Source organism: Pedobacter insulae, assembly GCF_900113525.1.
Taxonomy (GTDB): Bacteria; Bacteroidota; Bacteroidia; order Sphingobacteriales; family Sphingobacteriaceae; genus Pedobacter; species Pedobacter insulae.
The window spans coordinates 157,698-176,751 of the sequence record NZ_FOPP01000008.1; the positions used below are offsets into that span (position 1 = coordinate 157,698).

Consider the following 19,054-nt stretch of genomic DNA (forward strand, 5'->3'; position numbering starts at 1 on the left):
TATTTGTAACATGACTAAAGAAAATTTAGAAGATTTAAGGGACAGAATAACGTCGCTGAGGAGGTATCTTTGACGTCGATGAATTAATTTATCAGATTGGTGAGGAGCAGAAATCAACATTAGATCCCAATTTCTGGGATAACCCCAAAAAAGCCGAAAGCATATTGGCTGCAATTAGCAGTAAAAAGAAATGGACAGATGGGTTTTCAAAGGCAAATGGTGCCGTTGAAGACACCGCGGTACTGTATGATTTTTTTCAAGCTGGAGATGCAACTGAGGCTGAAGTGGATGAACAATACGCCATTGCCGTGAAAGAGGTGGAAGACCTTGAACTAAAGAATATGCTCAAGACTAAAGAAGACCAATTGGATGCGGTTATGCAAATTACCGCAGGAGCTGGAGGTACTGAGAGTTGTGATTGGGCTTATATGTTGATGAGAATGTATTTGATGTGGGCAGAGAAAAATGGTTATAAAGTAACAGAACAAGATTATGCGGAAGGTGAAGTTGCAGGAATTAAATCAGTTACCATTCAAATAGCGGGTGAGTTTGCTTATGGTTATCTTAAGGGTGAGAATGGCGTACATCGCTTGGTGAGAATTTCTCCGTTCGATTCAAACGCACGTAGGCATACTTCTTTTGCATCTGTATATGTTTATCCCCTAGTTGACGATACTATTCAGATAGATGTTAATCCTGCCGATGTAGAGTTTGAAACCTTTAGGGCAGGTGGTGCAGGTGGACAAAATGTAAATAAAGTGGAAACTGCGGTTCGACTTTATCATAAACCATCCGGGATTATCATTAAGAATCAAGAATCAAGATCTCAATTACAGAATAAGGAAAATGCCATGCACCTACTTAGGTCACAATTGTATGAAATAGAACAACGTAAAAGAGCGGAAGCCTCTGCGGCTGTAGAGGGCTCAAAGAAGAAGATTGAATGGGGTTCGCAAATCAGAAGTTATGTATTGGATGATAGAAGAGTAAAAGATCATCGCACAAACTTCCAGACGTCTAATCCTCAGGCAGTGCTTGATGGGGAGATCAATGATTTTTTGAAAGCTTATTTGATGGAGTTTTAGAATAAAAGCTTAGTTTTAAGTATTAATAGATTAATTCGATGAAAAAGGTACTCATTTTAGCGCTATTTCTTTTTATGCTAGTAGATCAAACTATTGCCCAGGAAGTTATTCCTTTGTATGGATCAAAAATCCCGGGTGCTAAAATAGCACCGGCCGACTATCAGGAAACAGTAGTTACTGCACCTGATGGCGTAATTAGGATAAGTAAGGTTACCGAACCAAGCCTTACCATATATTTGCCGGAAAAAGGGAAGGCAAATGGTACAGGTGTAATTATTTGTCCAGGTGGTGGTTATAGTATTTTAGCATTTGATAAGGAAGGGACAAAAGTAGCGGAGAAATTTGCAGAGATTGGGATTACGGCATTCGTACTAAAATACCGTTTACCGAGCGATCTTATTATGGCTGACAAATCTATGGGTCCATTACAAGATGCCTTACAAGCTATTTATCTTGTGCGTAAGAATTCGGCTGTTTGGAATCTTGATAGAAACAAAATTGGCGTAATGGGCTTTTCGGCAGGGGGTCATTTAGCGGCCAGTTTAACGGTTCATTACAATGATATGAAAATCCAAAATGCTGAAAATATAAGCTTACGCCCAGATTTCTCCATTTTAGTTTATCCGGTTATTAGTTTCGGTACAGTTGCGCATGCCGGATCCGTTAGAAATTTAGTTGGGGAAAAGCCAACGCCGGCTCAGAAGACTTATTTCTCTAATCAGAATTATGTAAATGAGCATACACCGCCAACTTTTTTGGTGCACGCTAATAATGATGCCACTGTTCCTGTAAAAAATAGCATACTTTTTAATGAGGCCCTGGTGAAGTTTAAAGTTCCTGCTGAGATGCATATTTATCAGGGGGGTGGACACGGATTTGGCTTGTATAACAAAACCACTCAGGAAAATTGGTTCGAAAGCTTACAGCATTGGCTAACTGCGAATAAATTCTTATGATTTTACTGCTAACTGTCCGCAGGCAGCGTCTATGTCTTTCCCTCTGCTTCTCCTGATGTTTGTGTTAACCCCGTTGTTTCGCAGATAAGTTGCGAAAGCGTCAATTTTATCGCCTTCTGCATTAATGAAGTCGGCAAATTGAATAGGGTTGTACTCAATTAGGTTAACCTTACAAGGTACATGCTTACAGAATTTTGCCAACTCCATCGCATCCTGTATTTCATCATTAAAGTTATTGAATACAATGTACTCGTAGGTAACCGGATTTTTGGTTTTCTGGAAGTAATATTTTAAAGCCTCCGCCAGAGCTTTCAAGGAGTTATGCTCTGTTATGGGCATAATTTCATGCCTTTTAATATCGTTGGCGGCGTGCAGAGAAAGGGCTAAATTAAATTTAGCGCCGTCGTCACCCAATTTCTTAATCATTTTGGCGATGCCGGCGGTAGATACCGTAATGCGCTTATACGACATATTTAAGCCGTCTGGAGCCGTGATGCGTTCGATAGATTTTAGCACATTGGCATAATTTAGCAAAGGCTCGCCCATTCCCATGTATACGATGTTGGTAAGAGGTATATTATAGTTCTTTTTAGCCTGTTGGTCTATCAATACTACCTGATCATAAATTTCATCGGCATTCAGGTTTCGTTTACGATCCATATAGCCGGTTGCACAGAATTTACAGGTTAAACTGCAGCCAACCTGTGAACTTACGCAGGCGGTCATCCGTTCTTCTGTGGGGATTAAAACACCTTCAACAATATTACCGTCATATAGGCGAAAGGCGTTTTTGATGGTATGGTCGTTGCTAAATTGAGCAGTATTAATTTCAACAATATTGATGCTATAGTTCTCGTCAAGCTTCTTGCGAAGATCTTTAGAAAGATTGCTCATTTCCTCAAAACTTCGGGCAGATTTTTCCCAGAGCCATTGGTAAACTTGCTTTGCGCGATATGCGGGCTCTTTCATCTCTGTGAAATGTTGTTGCAGTTGCGGCAAGTCTAGTGAACGAATATCTATTTTCTTTGTGATTGCGGGCATATTATTTTTCGCTATAATGACCTATTGCGGAAATAATAAGAACAGTTACTATTTCTTCTTCTACTTTGTAAATAAGTCTGTCTTTTTAGTTTACTCGTCTTGACCAATATCCGGTAAGTTCATGTTTTAGTTGTTCGGGTTTTCCTGTACCTGTTTTAGGATTTAAGGATAACTTTTCAAGTATTTTTTTTAATTTTTTCAGTGTTACTGCATCTCCACTTTTATAATGCTGCATGATTTGTTTTTGCGCAAGAATCTCAAGAATTATATGGTATTTTCCCTTTCAGTTTTTTCCTTTTTTTTCTATCTTTCAAACGGGACTTTAAGCGCCTTAGCAAATGCTTTTAGGGCTTTTAGTTGCGTTTGATTTTCAGGATGCATGATTAAAGTCTCCATAAAACAATTTTTTATAAGTGGCTGATGTGCAAAGATAATCAAAAATTATGTTACTTCCTTTTTGGGCTTCGCGTTCTGGCTGCCGGCGCACCTTGTTTGCCATTCGATGGTCGTGTTGGCCGTTTACTCGGTCCATTTGTTTTAAACCAATCATTAGCCGCTGCGTTGGCTTTGTAACCACTTCCACTTGATGGTGACCCGCCTCTTGACGCTCCGGGTTCCTTGCCCCTCGCTGTTTTATCTTTGGCAAAACGCTGTGCTGGCCGTTCTTCCTTTTCGCGGGCGGGTTTTTTGGTGATTTGCTTAGGAGTGGCTGGTTTTTCAGAACTTGATTTAGCCACCATTTTAAAAATCTCTGCCTGCTCTTCTTCTGTAAGTTCTCTCCAATCGCCAACAGGAATTCCTTTTACGCTAATGTTCATGATGCGAACACGCTCTAATTTAGTTACCTCATAATCAAAATGCTCACACATCCTGCGGATCTGGCGATTTAAGCCTTGAATTAAGGTGATTTTAAAAATAAAAGGACTTTCTTTGGTAACCTTACACTTTTTAGTCATAATCCCCAAAACAGGAACACCTTTACTCATTCCGGTAAGGAACTGCTCTGTTATCGGTTTATTTACGGTAACAATATATTCCTTTTCGTGATTATTTCCTGCTCTTAAAATCTTGTTGACTAAGTCACCATTATTAGTTAAAAAAATCAACCCTTGCGAATCCTTATCCAATCTTCCGATAGGGAAAACACGTTCGCTATGGTTCACATGATCAACAATATTTCCCTTTACATTAGATTCGGTTGTGCTGGTAATTCCAACGGGTTTGTTATAGGCTAATAGGATGGTGTTTTCTGCTTGTGCCGGTTCAATGGTATTGCCATTTACCATAACTACATCGCCAAATAATACTTTATCGCCTATTTTAGCTTTACGGCCATTGATGAAAACCTGACCTAGTTCAATAAATCGATCAGCCGCTCGTCTGGAGCATAAACCACTTTCGCTAATGTATTTGTTTAATCGTGTTGTTGAGTCGGCCATCGGGTAGAATTATTTAATAATTCACAAAGTTAGCATTTTAACACATCTATACATTACAACTGCGTAGAAACATAGGCCCATCGTGATAAACTTGATGTGCCTATGTGAAAATGGTCTAAAAGTTCTGATCATCAGCACTCGGACCATAGCTTCCAGGAATAGGGATGTTCAACAAACGCAAATAAACACCTAATTGCGCCCTGTGGTGCGATACTTGGCTATAAGAAACCCTTATCATTTCATAAACAGACATATCTGCATGAATTGTATCGCCTGTTCTTAGCAACCATCTTCCATTCAGGTCTTCCTCTGTAGCTTGTGCTAAGCTGCTTTTTGCCTCTTCCAAACTTTTTTCCAATATTGATAAAAGATCATTATTGGTTGCTACAGGAACCGGTTCATAAGGAGCAGTGGCGAAATCTAATTCCTTTGTAGTTAAGGCTAATTTAATCCACCCTGGTAATTCGGCAATATGCGTTGCCAAAGCTTTCATTTTCATGCTTTTTTCATGAGGAGCCCAATCAAATTTGTCTACAGGTACAAGCGCTAACATTTTGCGGGTAACGATCGCTTCTTGCGCTAATTCAGTTAATAAGAGTTCGATAATGTTCATTTTCTTTGATTTTAATTTATTGTTATACAAAGAAAATCCACGATACTGACAACCCTATGTCAGTGCAAAAAAAGAATTATTTAAAAATTTACAGGAAGCAATTTCATGTAATCGCTAATAGGCATATGCTCCATTTTTCTGAAGGGAATATCCGTACAATTTACGTTGATAATATTATTCAGCTTAAAGTCCCTATACTCATTTCTGAGATGACACCATGCAATTAAATGCCAGTGAAATGCGTAAAAAACCAGGCCAATAGGTTCTACTTCACGCTTACTCGTTTCGGCTTTGTTGTTTTTATAATTTATTTCAATAATGCATTGGGCAGAAATGGCATTTTGAATTAAAGAAAGATATTCATAATCATTTTTTAAACGCCCTGGTAATTGAAGTTTAATATGTTCGTTTAAGGTCTCCAGTTTTTCTCTTTGGGCAGAACGCAACACATTCTTAACCTTGTTTAGAGCAGTTGTATAATGAGTGAGTATTGATTTATCTGCAAACCCTTCCAGAAATCGCTCCATTAAAAGTAAGGCATTGGCTTCATCAGAATTGAAAGAAACAGGAGGTAAGAAATAGCCGTGCACTATAAAATAGCCCTTGTTTGGTTCAAAGCTCAAGGGGATTCCTTGTTCACTCAGGGCTTTGATGTCCCGATAAACAGTTCGAATGCTAATTCCGTATTGTTCAGCAATCCGCTCTGTGGTAGTGTATTTTTTTGATTGTAAGAGAATTAGAATTCCGAAAAGCCGATCAATACGGTTCATATGATTGTTGCCTTGTTTCCGATAAAATTACTAAAAAATATAAGTTCGGTATGGTAAATCTTAATTAGTTGTTAACCATACATGAAGTAGTGTTCAAGTAGGTATCAAGTAGGCATCAAGTAGGTAATATACTACTTGATGCCTACTTGATACCTACTTCATGCTTACTTGATGACCGCCTGAACTTAGGCATTCCAAACTTACTAAACTTACGCAGCATTCAATTGTTAAGTATACCATAACGTTATTTGCTCGTTATAGAGAGATTGTATACCATATTTTAGAACTAGATGGCAAATGTTGCTCAAAAACCTTTTATTCAGGCTACCAAAGGAAAGGTTATTTTAGGTTTTTTATTTGCTTGTTTGGCGCTATTGGCTGCTTGGGGGGTAAGTAAGTTTGTTTTTAAAGAAATGTTACTGACGGTCGAAAAGCTTTCAGCTCCAAATGATCGACTTAGGATTGTCAACGAACTTTCACAAAAAATAGCCCGGTTAGATCAGTTGCAAAGAGATCATTCATTTGGCAAATCTGGAGATAGTTTTATAACGGAGACCAAATATCTAAGAAAAAAACTAGATACACTTTCTAACTTTTATGAGAACGACCAAGCACAGCTTCAAAGGATAAAAACGCTTAAAAAATTGTTGTCAGATCGGGACAAGCAATTTGTGAAATACCTTGAAGTAAGGGAGACGTTGGTGAATACCGAATCTTTCTCGGATGATGTGCAGAAATTAAATAAGTTGGTTTTGCAGCGATCACGGGAGTCGGATAGTGCTGTTTTAACCACCGAAAGGGCAACTTCTACGAAAACAATAGCGCCAGATGAAGAGAAAAAGTCGAAAGGTTTTTTAAATAGGCTTTTTGGGAAGAAGGAGGCGGAGGTTTATAAAATCATAAACGAGGAATTTAAGATCAAAAGAGATACCTTAAATGCGCTTGTTGAAGACAGTATTATGAAGGGTGTTCAGGAAACCCTAAAGTCTATCGAAGTAGCACAGCGCCAAAAAAGTCAAAAGTTCTTAAAACGAGAGGCTGTTCTGGCAGAATCCAGTAATGCGCTCACAAAGCAAATGTTAAGTATTTTAAGAGAGGTGGAGGACGAGGTGTTGAGCCAAATTATCTTAAATGGGGCCAATGCAAGGGAGGTGGTAAATGAGGGTGCTGTTCAAATAACGGTGATTATTATTGCATTCTTTTTTATCACACTGGTATTGGTTTATTTAATTTTAACAGATATTACCAAGAGCAATCAATATCGCAAAGCAGTGGAATTGGCGAAAGAAGAAGCCGAGTATCATGGAAAAGCCAAACAACGCTTTCTTTCGAATATGAGTCATGAAATAAGAACACCACTCCAATCTATTTTAGGGTATGCAGAAATAATTACCCGACAAAAAAGCCCTGAAAAGAAAGACATTAATGCTATTTATCAATCTGCTGTTCACCTTCTCCAAATTGTAAATGAAGTTTTGGACTATAGTAGAATCACCTCTGGAGAGTTTAGCTTTAATAACCAAGTTTTTTCCCTGCGTAAGGTGCTTGAGGAAGTGGTTGCCGTAATGTATCCGTTGGCGGAGCAAAAATCGCTCAAGTTGGTTACGCGATTTGACCTTGAAGAGGTAGACCATGTTGTTGGCGATGCATTTCGATTAAAGCAAATCCTTTTCAATTTATTGGGTAACGCTATCAAATTCACATTAAAGGGACATATTCTGCTTGATGTTTCTTTTAAACAACATGGTACGGCATTGCACTTCAACTTTACGATCGAAGATACAGGTATAGGTTTATCGGAAGAAGATTGTAACCGGATTTTTAATGAATTTGAGCAAGTTGAGCTAGCAGGGGAAAGCCAACTTAATCAAAGTGGTACGGGACTTGGTTTAACTATTGTGAAATCACTTGTGGACCGCCAATCTGGGCGCATATATGTAAAAAGCGAACTTCATAAAGGCTCAACATTTAGTGTTTTTTTAACATATACCTTGGCCGACGAGCAATTACAAAAGCCCGTTGAATTATTGGAACATCCAATCGAAAGTAGGGGTAAAGTGTGGATTATAGATGATGATAAGTTAATACTGGACCTTTGTGAGCTAATTTTTGAAAGAAACGATATTCCTTATAAAAGTTTTAGTGATGTAACCGATATTTTAGCGGAGGCACTAGATGAAAGCGTAAAATATGTGCTCATCGACATGCGTCTTCCAAAAATGTCGGGAGTTGACCTATGTGGTTTATTAAGAGAACGGATGTCGGCCGACGTGAAATTCTACGCGATTACCGCACAAGTTTTGCCCGATGAACGAGCAACTGTTTGGAGTGAAGGATTTAACGGAATAATTACCAAGCCCTTTAGTGAACGCGATTTGCTTAGCATTTTTACAACTTCTGTTGACACTTCAATAATGGATCGCAGTTTGCTAGAAAAAATGACCATGGGTGATAAGCAGATGCAAAAGAAAATCATAGCCCGTTTTAAGCAAGACTCTAATGAAGACGTCGCGGCATTAAAAGAAAGCTTGGCGCAGGGCGATGGACAAAAGAGTCGGTTAATCATTCACCGCCTTGCTGGAAGGCTAGCACAGATCGGGGCGAAAGATCTCGCAGTCGAATTTAGGCAAATCGAAGTTTCTGTTGCTCAAAAGGAATCGATTGATGAAGAATGCCGTACTGCCATCTCGGTGTTGTTGATTAACTTAGAGAGGTTGTTGAGCGTAATTGAAGAAGCGTATTAAATTTAGGCTATCCCATAACGTTCCATTTTGCTATATAACGTTTTACGGTCGATATTCAATAGTTTTGCTGCTTGCGATTTATTGTATTTCACCTTGACTAAGGTTTCCATAATCAAAGCTTTTTCATTTGCTTCATTAATAGCCTTTAAATCGGAAGAAGGGTGGGTTGGTGCTTGATGAATTGCGATCCGCATCTCATCCGGCAAAGCGTCAAGGGTAGCGAGGTTGCCCGGACTAAGGAGTACCATCCGCTTAATCACATTATTTAGTTCCCGTAAGTTGCCCGGCCAATCATAACTTAAAAGTAATGACTTTGCTTCGTCCGTAATGCTTTGCACATTGCGCTCTAAAGAAGCATTAGCCAATGCTACAAAGTGATTGATAAACAGTTCAAGATCTTTCCCCCTTTCACGAAGTGGTGGAAGCTGGATCTTAAATTCATTGATACGATGATACAGGTCTTCTCTAAAATCTCCTTGCTGAACGCTTTTTATCAACTCATCGTTAGTGGCTACAATTATTCTTACATCAACAGCAATCTGTCTAGTACTGCCTAAGGGTTGTATAGTTCTTTCTTGTAGCGCACGTAATAATTTGATTTGTACCTCATAGCTAAGGTTACCGATTTCATCTAGAAATAAAGTGCCTCCATCCGCTATTTCAAACTGACCTTTTTTGTCGGCTATTGCTCCTGTAAAAGCTCCTTTAACATGTCCAAATAGTTCGCTTGCGGCTAAGTCTCTTGATAATGCGCCACAATCTATCGCAATAAAGGGCTTGTTTTTCCTTTTACTTTGGAGATGAAGCGTTCTTGCGGCGTATTCCTTACCCGTCCCGCTTTCTCCCTGGATAATGACCGACATATCTGTAGGAGCCACCAGGTTTATGTATTCATAAAGCTTATCAGCGATAGCACTTTTACCTTTGATAAATTGGTCGGTTTCAACTTGCTCTTCCGGTTTGGATAAGGAATGGTTAATCACCATCAAAAGTTCATCTGGATTGACAGGTTTGGTGATATAGTCAAATGCACCCAGCTGAATAGACTTAACTGCCGTGCGTACATCATTAAAGCTAGTCATGATGATTACAGGAATGTGGATTCCTTTTTCTCTAACCGTTTTTAATACATCCAAGCCAGTTCCATCGGGCAAACGGTAATCGATCAGTAGGAGGTCAAACGCCTGTTGGTCAAGCATTTTATTTGATTGCTGAACCGTCACGACAGTTTCTAGTTGATGATGGTTTTTAGTTAAAAAAACCTCCAATAGTTGGGCAAAGGTCGTGTCATCTTCAATTATCAATATCTTAGCCATATAGCAAAAATAACAAAAGCCAGGTAATCTTCTGGCTTTTGTTATACACACATAATAGAATTATTGCTTATTCAATAGGTTTACCGTCGGCACCAAATTTCAATGAAGCTACTTGCTCTTCTTTTTTAACATCTACTTGGTAATATGATTTATCACCATCTTTTACGCTGAAAGCTGCTGTTGGCGTCCAATCTTTGTAAGGATCCGTTTTCAGTGTAGCTATTACAGCTTCTGGCAACTCTTCTAATTTAATTGGTGTTTTTACCAATGTATCTTGAACGGCAACAATTTCCATTTTGTTTACATTACTTGCGTTTACCGCTCCGAATCCAGCAAATGCAAAAAATGCTGCTGATAGAATTAATTTTTTCATAGTTATTAATTTTTTAATTGTGGATTAATGATATGCCTATAAGCAAAACGGTGCCAAAAAGATGGTCAAAGTGTTAAGGTGCTGTAATTTAATTAGTTGGTTTTTTTGAAAGGTTGTAGAGTTGGGGAGTTTCTCCCCAATATGATGCTTATGTAAACATGTTGATTGACTTACGAAGTTTGAATAGTCCGACGCACATTAACTTCGTATGTCATATTCTTCTACTTCTCATCAGAATATCCGTTCTTTGCAATATGATTAGCTATATCTCTGCGAACATCATTTATCCGGTAAGCGAACCTCCTATTGAGAACGGTGTAATAGCGGTAGATGATGATGGCAGCATCCATGCGGTTTTAACCAATGAACAAGCTCAGCACTTGGAAAATGTAATTCATTACGAGGGTGTTTTGGTTCCAGGTTTTGTAAATACCCATTGCCACCTGGAGTTGTCGCATTTACAAGGAAAAATTAAGGAGAAGATAGGGCTAACAGGTTTTATTCAATCACTTTTATCGATCAGGCAACAGCCGGAAGACTTAGTGATAGCTGCTATAGAAAGGGCCGACCAAGAAATGAAGGCGAATGGCATTGTAGCGGTTGGCGATATTTCCAATCAATTGATTTCTAAAGAGGTTAAACTTCGGAGCGAGATATATTATCATACTTTTGTTGAAGTTTTTGGTTTTAATAGACCGGCTAAGCCGACCATTGAAGATGGTTTACAACTTAAGTATGATTTTATGCCGTTAAAATCTTCCATTGTGCCACATGCACCCTATTCAGTTTCTGCTGAGCTTTTTGAAGAGATAGCAAAAGCGACAACTGCAAATGATATCTTAACCATTCACAACCAAGAAACCCCCAGTGAAAATGAGTTGTTTGAAACTGGGACAGGGAGTTTTGCCGAGTTTTTAGCTGAGCTTGGGATATCACAAAGTGAAGCACATAATTCTTCCGAAAGTTCTTTAAGCTATCATTTACCTAAATTGCCTAAGAGTGTAAATACCTTAATGGTTCATAATACTTTTACTGGCAAGGGTGATGTAGATTTTGCAAAAAGAACCCATCAGCAATTGTTTTGGTGCCTTTGTCCCAATGCTAATCTTTACATTGAGGATACCCTTCCAGATGTAATGCTTTTACAAAATGAAGCGGTGAAAATAACCCTTGGAACGGATAGTTTGGCGAGCAACCAACAGTTAAATATTTTAGCAGAAATGCAAACTTTACAGACAAACAAGGCTATCCCGTTTCAAACATTATTAACTTGGGCGACCCTGAATGGCGCCGAATTTTTAGGGATTGATTCCCAGTATGGGAGTTTAAGTGTAGGAAAGAAGCCGGGAATTATTTTGATTGAACTTTTGGAAGGGGTGACAATTGCCGACAACACTGCCATAAAACGTTTATTTTGATAAGATGACCAATCGCATTACCTCTTTATTTGCCATTCAATACCCTATCATCCAAGCTGGGATGGTATGGTGCAGTGGTTGGAGATTAGCCTCGGCCGTTTCAAATGCAGGTGGCTTGGGTATTATTGGCGCAGGCTCTATGTATCCCCATGTGCTGCGCGAACATATTCAAAAATGCAAAAATGCCACCATTAGGCCTTTTGCGGTGAATGTTCCCTTGCTCTATCCCAATGTGGAAGAAATAATGGACATCATCATTGCAGAGGGTGTTCAAATTGTATTCACCTCGGCAGGTAACCCCGCCACATGGACTAGTTTTTTGAAGGAAAAAGGAATAACGGTTGTGCACGTTATTGCCAATACCAAATTTGCCTTAAAAGCAGAAGCATGTGGGGTTGATGCGGTTGTGGCAGAAGGTTTCGAAGCTGGAGGGCACAATGGGCGGGAGGAAACCACCACTTTATGCTTAATTCCAATGATCAAAGCTGCGGTTAAAATTCCGGTTATCGCTGCGGGGGGGATTGCCAGTGGAAAAGCGATGTTGGCAGCATTAGCATTAGGAGCAGATGCTGTTCAAATTGGTTCTGCTTTTGCGGTAGCAGAGGAGTCGTCGGCCCATATTAATTTTAAAGAAAGAATAATTAACGCGGCAGAAGGAGATACTAAATTAAGGATGAAAAAGTTGGTGCCCGTTCGCTTATTAAAAAATGAGTTTGCTGAAGAGGTAGCGCAGGCAGAAGCTGCAGGTGCCAGCACCGCCCAGCTAGCCGAATTATTGGGAAGAGCAAGAGCAAAATTGGGCATGTTTGAAGGAGATATGGAGAAAGGCGAGCTGGAGATTGGTCAGATATCAGCCATGTTGGATGCGGTAAAACCGGCAGCGGTTATTTTGAGCGCGATATGGGAAGAGTTTTTAATAGAAAAGCAGCGGTTAATAGCAATGTAACTTCGTAAGTAAGTCGACTTACTAAGTTGAAAAGAAAAGGAAATGAAACATATTAATATAAAAATTACCGGCAAGGTTCAAGGCGTTTTTTTTAGGGCAAGCACCAAAGCTGTGGCTGATCAGATGGGCGTTAAGGGCCTGGTTAAAAATGAGAGGGATGGCTCGGTTTATATTGAAGCAGAAGCAGTACAGCCTATTTTGGCGATGTTTTTAGAGTGGTGCAATGAGGGCCCCGACAAATCGACCGTAGAAAATGTTGAAGTGAAAGAGGGAGAAGTAAAAAATTATCGCAACTTTGAAGTGGTTAAAAAAATTAGCTAGTCAGCTAGTTGGTAAATAGCTAATTAACGATGTCTGTACTCAAAAAATTTCTCGGGCAAACAGCGATTTATGGTATCAGTACCGTTTTTTCGAGGTTATTTAACTTTATTTTAACGCCAATATATACCAAAGTTTATGCTAAAAGTGTTTACGGTATATTTACCAATATGTACGCCAATGCGTCGATAATTAATGCTATTTTGGCATTTGGGATGGAGAGCACCTATTTCCGCTACCTCAACAAGCATGAAGATAAGAAGCAGGAAGTCTACAATAATTCTTTTTTTTGCATCGCTTTTATCGCTGTACTTTTCTTAATAACAGGCTTAATTTTTTCCGATACGATTGCGGCATATCTGGCTGCCAATGCCGCCGAAGTACCAGATTATAAACAATATGTTGCCCTCTTCTTGTGGATTTTATTTGTCGACGCTATTTGTGTGATCCCATTTGCCAAATTGAGAGCCGACAATAAGGCAATGAAATATAGTATAGCCAAATTCTTAAATATTGGTTGCTTTGTTGGTTTTAATCTGGTCTTTATTTTTGTAGTTCCGGCCATCATTAAACACCAATGGGTTGGGGCAGAATGGTTGTCGAGCTGGTATAAACACCAATGGATTGGCTATGTATTTCTGGCAAACTTAATAGCCAGTTTGGTGACATTTGCATTTTTATTGCCCGAGCTCTTGAAGCTACAGTTTAAATTTGATAGGCCGCTTTTTAAAATGATGGTTGCTTATAGTTGGCCGATTTTAGTAGCCAATCTTTCTTTTATTGTCAATGAAAATCTTGACAAGATTGTACTCAGACGTTTATTGCCAACCGATATTGCCGATGGGGAAGTGGGGATATATGGTGCGGTCTGTAAAATTGCTATCTTTTTAAGTATTTTCATTACAGCCTTCAGGCTAGGCGCGGAGCCGTTTTTCTTTAGTCACGCTAAGAACGAAAATGCGAAGCAAACCTATGCGACTATTTTACATTATTTCGTCATTGCCCTTGCCATCATTTTTGTGGGGTTAATTGCCAATATTGAAATATTGAAACATTTCATTAGTAGAGATGGAACGAGGGTGGCTGAATATTGGGCTGGATTGCCCGCTGTCCCATTTCTACTGCTGGGTTATGTGTGTTTGGGTATTTATATGAATCTTTCCGTGTGGTACCGATTATCGGATCAAACCCGTTTTGGATTATATATCTCCTTAGTTGGTGCAGCTATTACCATTATTTTAAATTTTGTGCTTATTCCAAAGTACAGCTATATGGGTTCGGCTTGGGTTAGCATGGCGGCATATTTTGTTATGATGGTCTTATCGTATACTTTAGGACAAAAATATTACCCTATTCCTTATAATCTGAAAAGAATTTTCGCTTACTTGGTTGTTTCAACAGTAATAGTGTTCTCTTCATTCTTTCTTTTTGATCGGAACATCTATATTGGAAATGCCTTACTGCTTGTTTTTTTAGCAGGAATTGTTTATTTTGAAAAGGATGATTTAAAGAAAATTTTGAAGACTAATAGTTAAATGAAGAGTAAAATTATTTTCATCCTATTATGTTGCCATACATGGCTGTATGCTCAAGACCCATCGCTCTTAAAAGTGAGGGATAGCAACATTGTGAAAGAGCTTTTTTTTGCTGGTTTAAAGGAGAAAATGCTAGAGAACTACGTCAGTGCTGGTGCAAACTTTAAGAAGATCATTGAATTATCTCCAGAGAATGATGCAGCGTTTTTTGAATTGGCAAATGTAAATTTTCGACAGCAGAAATTGCTCGATGCAGAGATTAATATCAAAAAGGCGATAGCTGTAAACCCTAAGAATATTTGGTACTTTAAGTTGCAGTCTGAAATTTATAAACGCAACGGCAATATGGATGCCTTGATCCCAGTTTTTGATAAGCTGATAACATTATCACCTTTAAACGAAGATTATTATTTTGACAGAGCGAATGCACTTTTCTTAGCTGGTAAAGCAGACGAAGCTTTAAATGCTTACGATTTAATTGAGAAGAAGTTTGGCACCTCTACTGCGTTAACAACGGCTGTACAACGAATTAAACTGCAGAACACCGAGGTTTCTTCAGATGCTGCGATCGAGAAGATCTTAGCTGAAAATCCTACGGATGTGAAAAATCATTTATACCTAAGTGGCGCATTAGTAGAGAAGAATAAAAAAGAGGAGGCAATTTCGGTTTTGCAAAAGGCTAAGTTGCTGGAGCCAGGTAATTACGAAATTGATTTGGCTATAGCCGATATTTACCAATCTCAACGTAAGAATGAATTGGCCATTGTTCCGTTACGAGCAGCATTTGCTCATCCAGCTATGCCTGTGGAAAATAAAATAAAAATTATTACTCAGATGTTACCCCGGTTTAGCAATGCCTTGGTAGTTAAAGATGCTACAGAATTAACAGAAGTTGCTTTAAAAGCTAGTCCCAATGATGCCAAGTTATTGATTTTATACGGCGACGTGCTTTATCAACAAGGTGATTTAACTAGGGCGAAAGGGCAATACCAAGCAGCAATAAAAATTTCGGAGCAACTTTATATAGCCTGGGAAAAGTTGTTAGCCATGCAAACCTTAACTGGGCAGTACAACGATGCTATTAAGACCGGAGAAGATGCGCTTGCCATTTATCCAAATCAAGCAATTTTATATTACTACCGGGCGTTCGCGCTTCATCGAAACGGGCAAAATGCAGAAGCCGGTATTGAAATCAAATCTGCGCTATTGCTGGATGGTGAAGATACTAAGCTAAAAGCTATGATTTTTGCTTTGCAGGCAGAAGTGTTAATAGATCAACAAAAACTGAAAGAGGCCGACCAGGCCTTTGATAAATCAATCGCCTTAGAACCAAATAACTATTTAACCTTAAGCAATTATGCTTACTATTTAGCGTTAAGAAATCATAATTTAAGTAAGGCCGAAATGTTGGCTTCAAAGGCGGCGGCCGCTCAACCTAAAAATGCATCAATTGCCGATACCTATGCATTTGTGCTTTTTAAGTTAGAAAAATATGAATTGGCCAAGGCATTGATTCAGCGGGCACTTCAAAACAATGAAGGGTCGAATCCTGTTTATTTGGAGCATTACGGGGATATTCTTTTTGTAAAAGGAGAGAAGGAAGCCGGCCTACTACAATGGCAAAAAGCTAAACAGGCAGGTAATGATTCGCAGAAATTAACTAAGAAAATCAATGAGAAAAAATATATTAAATAGCTTGGTACTAATCGGAATAGTTTTGTTGGCATTTGGCTGCAAACCCAAGAAAATAATAGTGGCACCACCAGTTGCGGCGCCAGATAAAGTGGAAGTTTTGTCAGATAGTAAGCAAGAGAATCTGAACATGCTACAAAGCAAGGATTTATTGTTTAATACTTTATCCTTAAAAGGCAAAGCAAACCTGACGATAAATGGCAACGAAAATAACGTAACCATGCTAATCAAGATACAAAAGGATGAAAAGATCTGGGTTAGTGTTACCGCACCTATTGTAGGAGAAGTGGCCAGGGCTTTGATTACGCCTGATAGCTTACTGTTAAGGAATAATCTAAAAAGGGAATATGCCAGGAAGCCATTTAGTTATATTTATGGATTTACGAATAAGCAAGTTAATTTTAAAATGTTGCAGGCTGTGTTTTCTGGGAATACTATTGCCGATTTTATGACCGTTACCTCAGACTTGAAACAAGAAAATGGGGTTTGGGTATTAAGCGGTTCAAAGAATAATTTAGCTTATCAAAGTTTGTTTAATACCTTGTTAAAGGTAAACGAAACCAGCTTAAATGACGTTAAAACTGCTCAGGCATTTAAGGTCGCCTATGGCGATTATACTCCCTTGAACGAAGCATTATTCCCATCGAGCTTGAAAATTAATTCTATGGCCGGCAAGAAAAAGATTGATATTGACGTTAATTTCACAAAAATTGATGTCAATATTCCACTTGAATTTCCCTTTACAGTTCCTAAAAGTTATGAGCTAATCAAGTAATTTTTATATTTTTGATCCAATGAAGTTAAAAGAACTATTTCTTTCCCTGATGTTTATGGTGCTATGTAGCACTGCTTTTGCCCAATCGATGGAGCAGTTGAAAAGAAACAAAGAAGCGCTTGATAGACAAATAGCCTTGGCTCAAAAGAACCTGAATAAAACTGTTAGTGGTAAGAAGCTAACGCTTGGACAAATAAGTGCGATTAAGGCCCAGGTTCGTTTAATGCAACAGAAAATCTCGACTATTAATTCTGAAATGAAAAATCTGGATAACCAGATTACGGAAAATACCGGTAAAGTCCATAACCTGCAAACCCGCTTATCGGAATTAAAAAAGGAGTATGCAGGGATGATTCGTTTTGCACAACGTAATAGGAATTCCTACGATAAAATGATGTTTATTTTTGCGTCAAAGGATTTTAATCAGGCTTATAAGCGTATCAAATATTTACAGCAATTTGGACAGTATCGTAAAAAGCAGGCAGCCTATATACAGGGCACGGAGAAAGATCTAAGTGATAGAATTGTGATTTTAGATAAGGATTTAAAGAACAAGAGTAGTTTGTTGAAAGAACGTGTTGGTGAAAAGAGTAAGCTTGATAAGAAAAAGAATGAGCAGGCTGTCGTTTTAAACCGGCTTAGCAAGCAAGAAAGACAAATTTCTCAAGACATACAAAGGAAAAGAAAAGAGCAAGATGCAATTAATAAGAAGATTAGAACCGAGATACAGCGAATAATCGCGTTAGAACGTAAAAAGGAAGAGGAAAGGGCAAAAGAAGAACAACGGCTTGCTGCCGCTAAGGCAAAGGCGGAAAACAGGCCCGTTCCGGTTGCTCCGGTTGCCAAACCTAAAACAAATTCTGAGCTTTTGAGAGCTACACCTGAAGCTGCTAAGCTCTCTAATGCTTTTGAAAGTAATAGGGGAAGCCTGCCTGCGCCTGTAGCCAATGGGTATATCACAGCTCATTTCGGTTCATATATGGTTGACCAAGCTTCTGCAAAAAACGATGGTGTTACCTATCAAACCAGTGAGAATGCTGCCGTTAGGGCCGTTTTTAATGGCGAAGTTCGAAGTGTTTCAACAGTACTTGGTAAATATTTTATTCTAATCAGGCATGGAGAATATTTTACACTTTATCAGAACTTGAAGACCGCAAGCGTTAGTGAAGGGCAGAACGTAACCACGAAACAAACCATTGGTACGGCAGCGCTGAATGAGGGAGTGGCAGAAGTAAGCTTTCAGGTGATAAAGGGTGCCATAGCTCAAAATCCAGAAAGTTGGCTAGCAAAATAAACTGGTAGGCGTATTGAAAAATGACTTTTATATGCTGACTAATTATATTGCATATAAAAGTAATTTATCTAAGTTTGTATAAAATTGATTAAAGAATGTACCAGGGCACAATATTAGAGATATTAAACATGGGGGGCGGAGAGATTGCACTCATTATGGTAGCAATACTTTTGTTATTTGGAGGTAAAAAATTACCTGAATTGGCAAGAGGCTTGGGAAAAGGGATACGTGAATTTAAAGATGCATCAGAAGATGTAAAAAGAGAAATCCATCGCAACATAAATTCCGTAACTACAGAAGAGGAAGAGAAGCAAGAGGAATTAAATCATAGTACTTATCATCATCCAACAGAAGACCAGGAGATGTTAGCGCAAGCTGATACAGAGTTTGCCCGCTCTGGAATAGATGAGCAGGAAGCGGAACCTCCGGTTGTAATTAATGAAGAACCACTAGAAGCAGAAGAACAAGCTCCTGTGAAAGGGAAAGAATCACATATTGAATAAAGACTTTAAATAAAATATCATGACACAACCAACAATTTTAGTCGGACTAGGAACACCAGAAATAATTTTAATCGTTTTAGCATTATTATTATTGTTTGGAGGTAAGAAAATTCCTGAATTAATGCGCGGTTTAGGTAAAGGAGTAAAGGAGTTTAAGGATGGTAAAGATGGGTTAGACTCTGATACAAAATCGACGACTACTACGACCAACGACAAACCACTTTAATTGAAGTTTT

General features: G+C 38.7%; 20 protein-coding genes. 12 read left to right on the forward strand and 8 right to left on the reverse strand.

Annotated elements, in window-relative coordinates; genetic code table 11:
* Positions 1–10 precede the first annotated feature (10 nt).
* Together prfB and BM207_RS14105 are read left to right on the forward strand one after the other, a co-directional pair.
* A protein-coding gene (prfB, locus tag BM207_RS14100; protein WP_143095960.1) for a peptide chain release factor 2 occupies positions 11–1,085 on the forward strand; the annotation gives its coding sequence in 2 pieces (ribosomal slippage) (positions 11–70 and positions 72–1,085; 1,074 coding nt in all).
* A gap of 38 nt (positions 1,086–1,123) precedes the next feature.
* Positions 1,124–2,041 carry an alpha/beta hydrolase gene (locus tag BM207_RS14105; RefSeq protein WP_090995510.1) on the forward strand — a complete coding sequence of 306 codons (918 nt, stop codon included), beginning with the start codon at positions 1,124–1,126 and terminating at the stop codon, positions 2,039–2,041.
* On the opposite strand, the gene rlmN is transcribed toward BM207_RS14105, so the two are convergent.
* From rlmN to BM207_RS14130, 6 genes are all read right to left on the reverse strand, one after another.
* Positions 2,036–3,082 (reverse strand): dual-specificity RNA methyltransferase RlmN, encoded by a 1,047-nt coding sequence (gene rlmN / locus BM207_RS14110; protein ID WP_090995512.1) that lies wholly within the window; start codon positions 3,080–3,082, stop codon positions 2,036–2,038. The genes BM207_RS14105 and rlmN overlap by 6 nt on opposite strands.
* 85 nt (positions 3,083–3,167) lie before the next feature.
* Positions 3,168–3,317, reverse strand: a complete 150-nt coding sequence (locus BM207_RS19290) for a type II toxin-antitoxin system YoeB family toxin (RefSeq protein ID WP_245768121.1) — start codon at positions 3,315–3,317, stop codon at positions 3,168–3,170.
* 68 nt (positions 3,318–3,385) lie between these two features.
* Entirely contained in the window at positions 3,386–3,478 is a 93-nt protein-coding gene (locus BM207_RS19460) for a DUF2683 family protein (protein WP_394332974.1), read from the reverse strand.
* 50 nt (positions 3,479–3,528) lie between these two features.
* The gene (gene rluF, locus BM207_RS14120) at positions 3,529–4,521 is read right to left on the reverse strand and encodes a 23S rRNA pseudouridine(2604) synthase RluF (RefSeq protein WP_090995515.1); all 993 of its coding nucleotides are present in this window, start codon (positions 4,519–4,521) and stop codon (positions 3,529–3,531) included.
* A gap of 115 nt (positions 4,522–4,636) precedes the next feature.
* Positions 4,637–5,134 carry a DinB family protein gene (locus BM207_RS14125; protein ID WP_090995518.1) on the reverse strand — a complete coding sequence of 166 codons (498 nt, stop codon included), beginning with the start codon at positions 5,132–5,134 and terminating at the stop codon, positions 4,637–4,639.
* An 80-nt stretch (positions 5,135–5,214) separates the two neighbouring features.
* Positions 5,215–5,904, reverse strand: a complete 690-nt coding sequence (locus BM207_RS14130) for a helix-turn-helix transcriptional regulator (RefSeq protein WP_090995521.1) — start codon at positions 5,902–5,904, stop codon at positions 5,215–5,217.
* A 290-nt stretch (positions 5,905–6,194) separates the two neighbouring features.
* On the opposite strand from BM207_RS14130, the gene BM207_RS14135 reads away from it, so the two are divergent.
* A complete protein-coding gene (locus BM207_RS14135; RefSeq protein WP_090995524.1) occupies positions 6,195–8,648 on the forward strand; it encodes a hybrid sensor histidine kinase/response regulator in 2,454 nt (817 codons plus the stop codon).
* A 2-nt stretch (positions 8,649–8,650) separates the two neighbouring features.
* On the opposite strand, the gene BM207_RS14140 is transcribed toward BM207_RS14135, so the two are convergent.
* Complete coding sequence (locus BM207_RS14140; RefSeq protein WP_090995527.1) at positions 8,651–9,964, reverse strand: sigma-54-dependent transcriptional regulator; 1,314 nt, start codon at positions 9,962–9,964, stop codon at positions 8,651–8,653.
* Between the two features lie 67 nt (positions 9,965–10,031).
* Positions 10,032–10,337 carry a hypothetical protein gene (locus BM207_RS14145; RefSeq protein WP_090995529.1) on the reverse strand — a complete coding sequence of 102 codons (306 nt, stop codon included), beginning with the start codon at positions 10,335–10,337 and terminating at the stop codon, positions 10,032–10,034.
* A gap of 254 nt (positions 10,338–10,591) precedes the next feature.
* On the opposite strand from BM207_RS14145, the gene BM207_RS14150 reads away from it, so the two are divergent.
* The 9 genes from BM207_RS14150 to BM207_RS14190 all read left to right on the forward strand — a co-directional run bounded on the left by BM207_RS14150 (position 10,592) and on the right by BM207_RS14190 (position 19,044).
* A complete protein-coding gene (locus BM207_RS14150) occupies positions 10,592–11,755 on the forward strand; it encodes an amidohydrolase family protein (RefSeq protein ID WP_090995532.1) in 1,164 nt (387 codons plus the stop codon).
* Positions 11,756–11,759: 4 nt separating this feature from the next.
* Positions 11,760–12,701: an NAD(P)H-dependent flavin oxidoreductase gene (locus tag BM207_RS14155; RefSeq protein WP_090995535.1), complete on the forward strand. Its 942-nt coding sequence runs from the start codon at positions 11,760–11,762 to the stop codon at positions 12,699–12,701.
* Positions 12,702–12,743: 42 nt separating this feature from the next.
* Positions 12,744–13,022 (forward strand): acylphosphatase, encoded by a 279-nt coding sequence (locus BM207_RS14160; protein WP_090995538.1) that lies wholly within the window; start codon positions 12,744–12,746, stop codon positions 13,020–13,022.
* A 29-nt stretch (positions 13,023–13,051) separates the two neighbouring features.
* Entirely contained in the window at positions 13,052–14,554 is a 1,503-nt protein-coding gene (locus tag BM207_RS14165; RefSeq protein ID WP_090995541.1) for an oligosaccharide flippase family protein, read from the forward strand.
* A complete protein-coding gene (locus BM207_RS14170) occupies positions 14,555–16,249 on the forward strand; it encodes a tetratricopeptide repeat protein (protein ID WP_090995544.1) in 1,695 nt (564 codons plus the stop codon).
* Entirely contained in the window at positions 16,227–17,021 is a 795-nt protein-coding gene (locus BM207_RS14175) for a lipoprotein insertase outer membrane protein LolB1 (protein WP_090995547.1), read from the forward strand. The genes BM207_RS14170 and BM207_RS14175 overlap by 23 nt, the downstream gene beginning before the upstream one ends.
* Before the next feature lie 19 nt (positions 17,022–17,040).
* Entirely contained in the window at positions 17,041–18,315 is a 1,275-nt protein-coding gene (locus BM207_RS14180) for a murein hydrolase activator EnvC family protein (protein WP_090995550.1), read from the forward strand.
* A gap of 95 nt (positions 18,316–18,410) precedes the next feature.
* On the forward strand, positions 18,411–18,818 hold the full coding sequence (locus BM207_RS14185; RefSeq protein ID WP_090995553.1) for a Sec-independent protein translocase subunit TatA/TatB: 408 nt from the start codon (positions 18,411–18,413) through the stop codon (positions 18,816–18,818).
* Between the two features lie 19 nt (positions 18,819–18,837).
* Positions 18,838–19,044, forward strand: coding sequence for a Sec-independent protein translocase subunit TatA/TatB (locus tag BM207_RS14190; protein WP_090995556.1), 207 nt, complete (start codon positions 18,838–18,840; stop codon positions 19,042–19,044).
* Positions 19,045–19,054 lie beyond the last annotated feature (10 nt).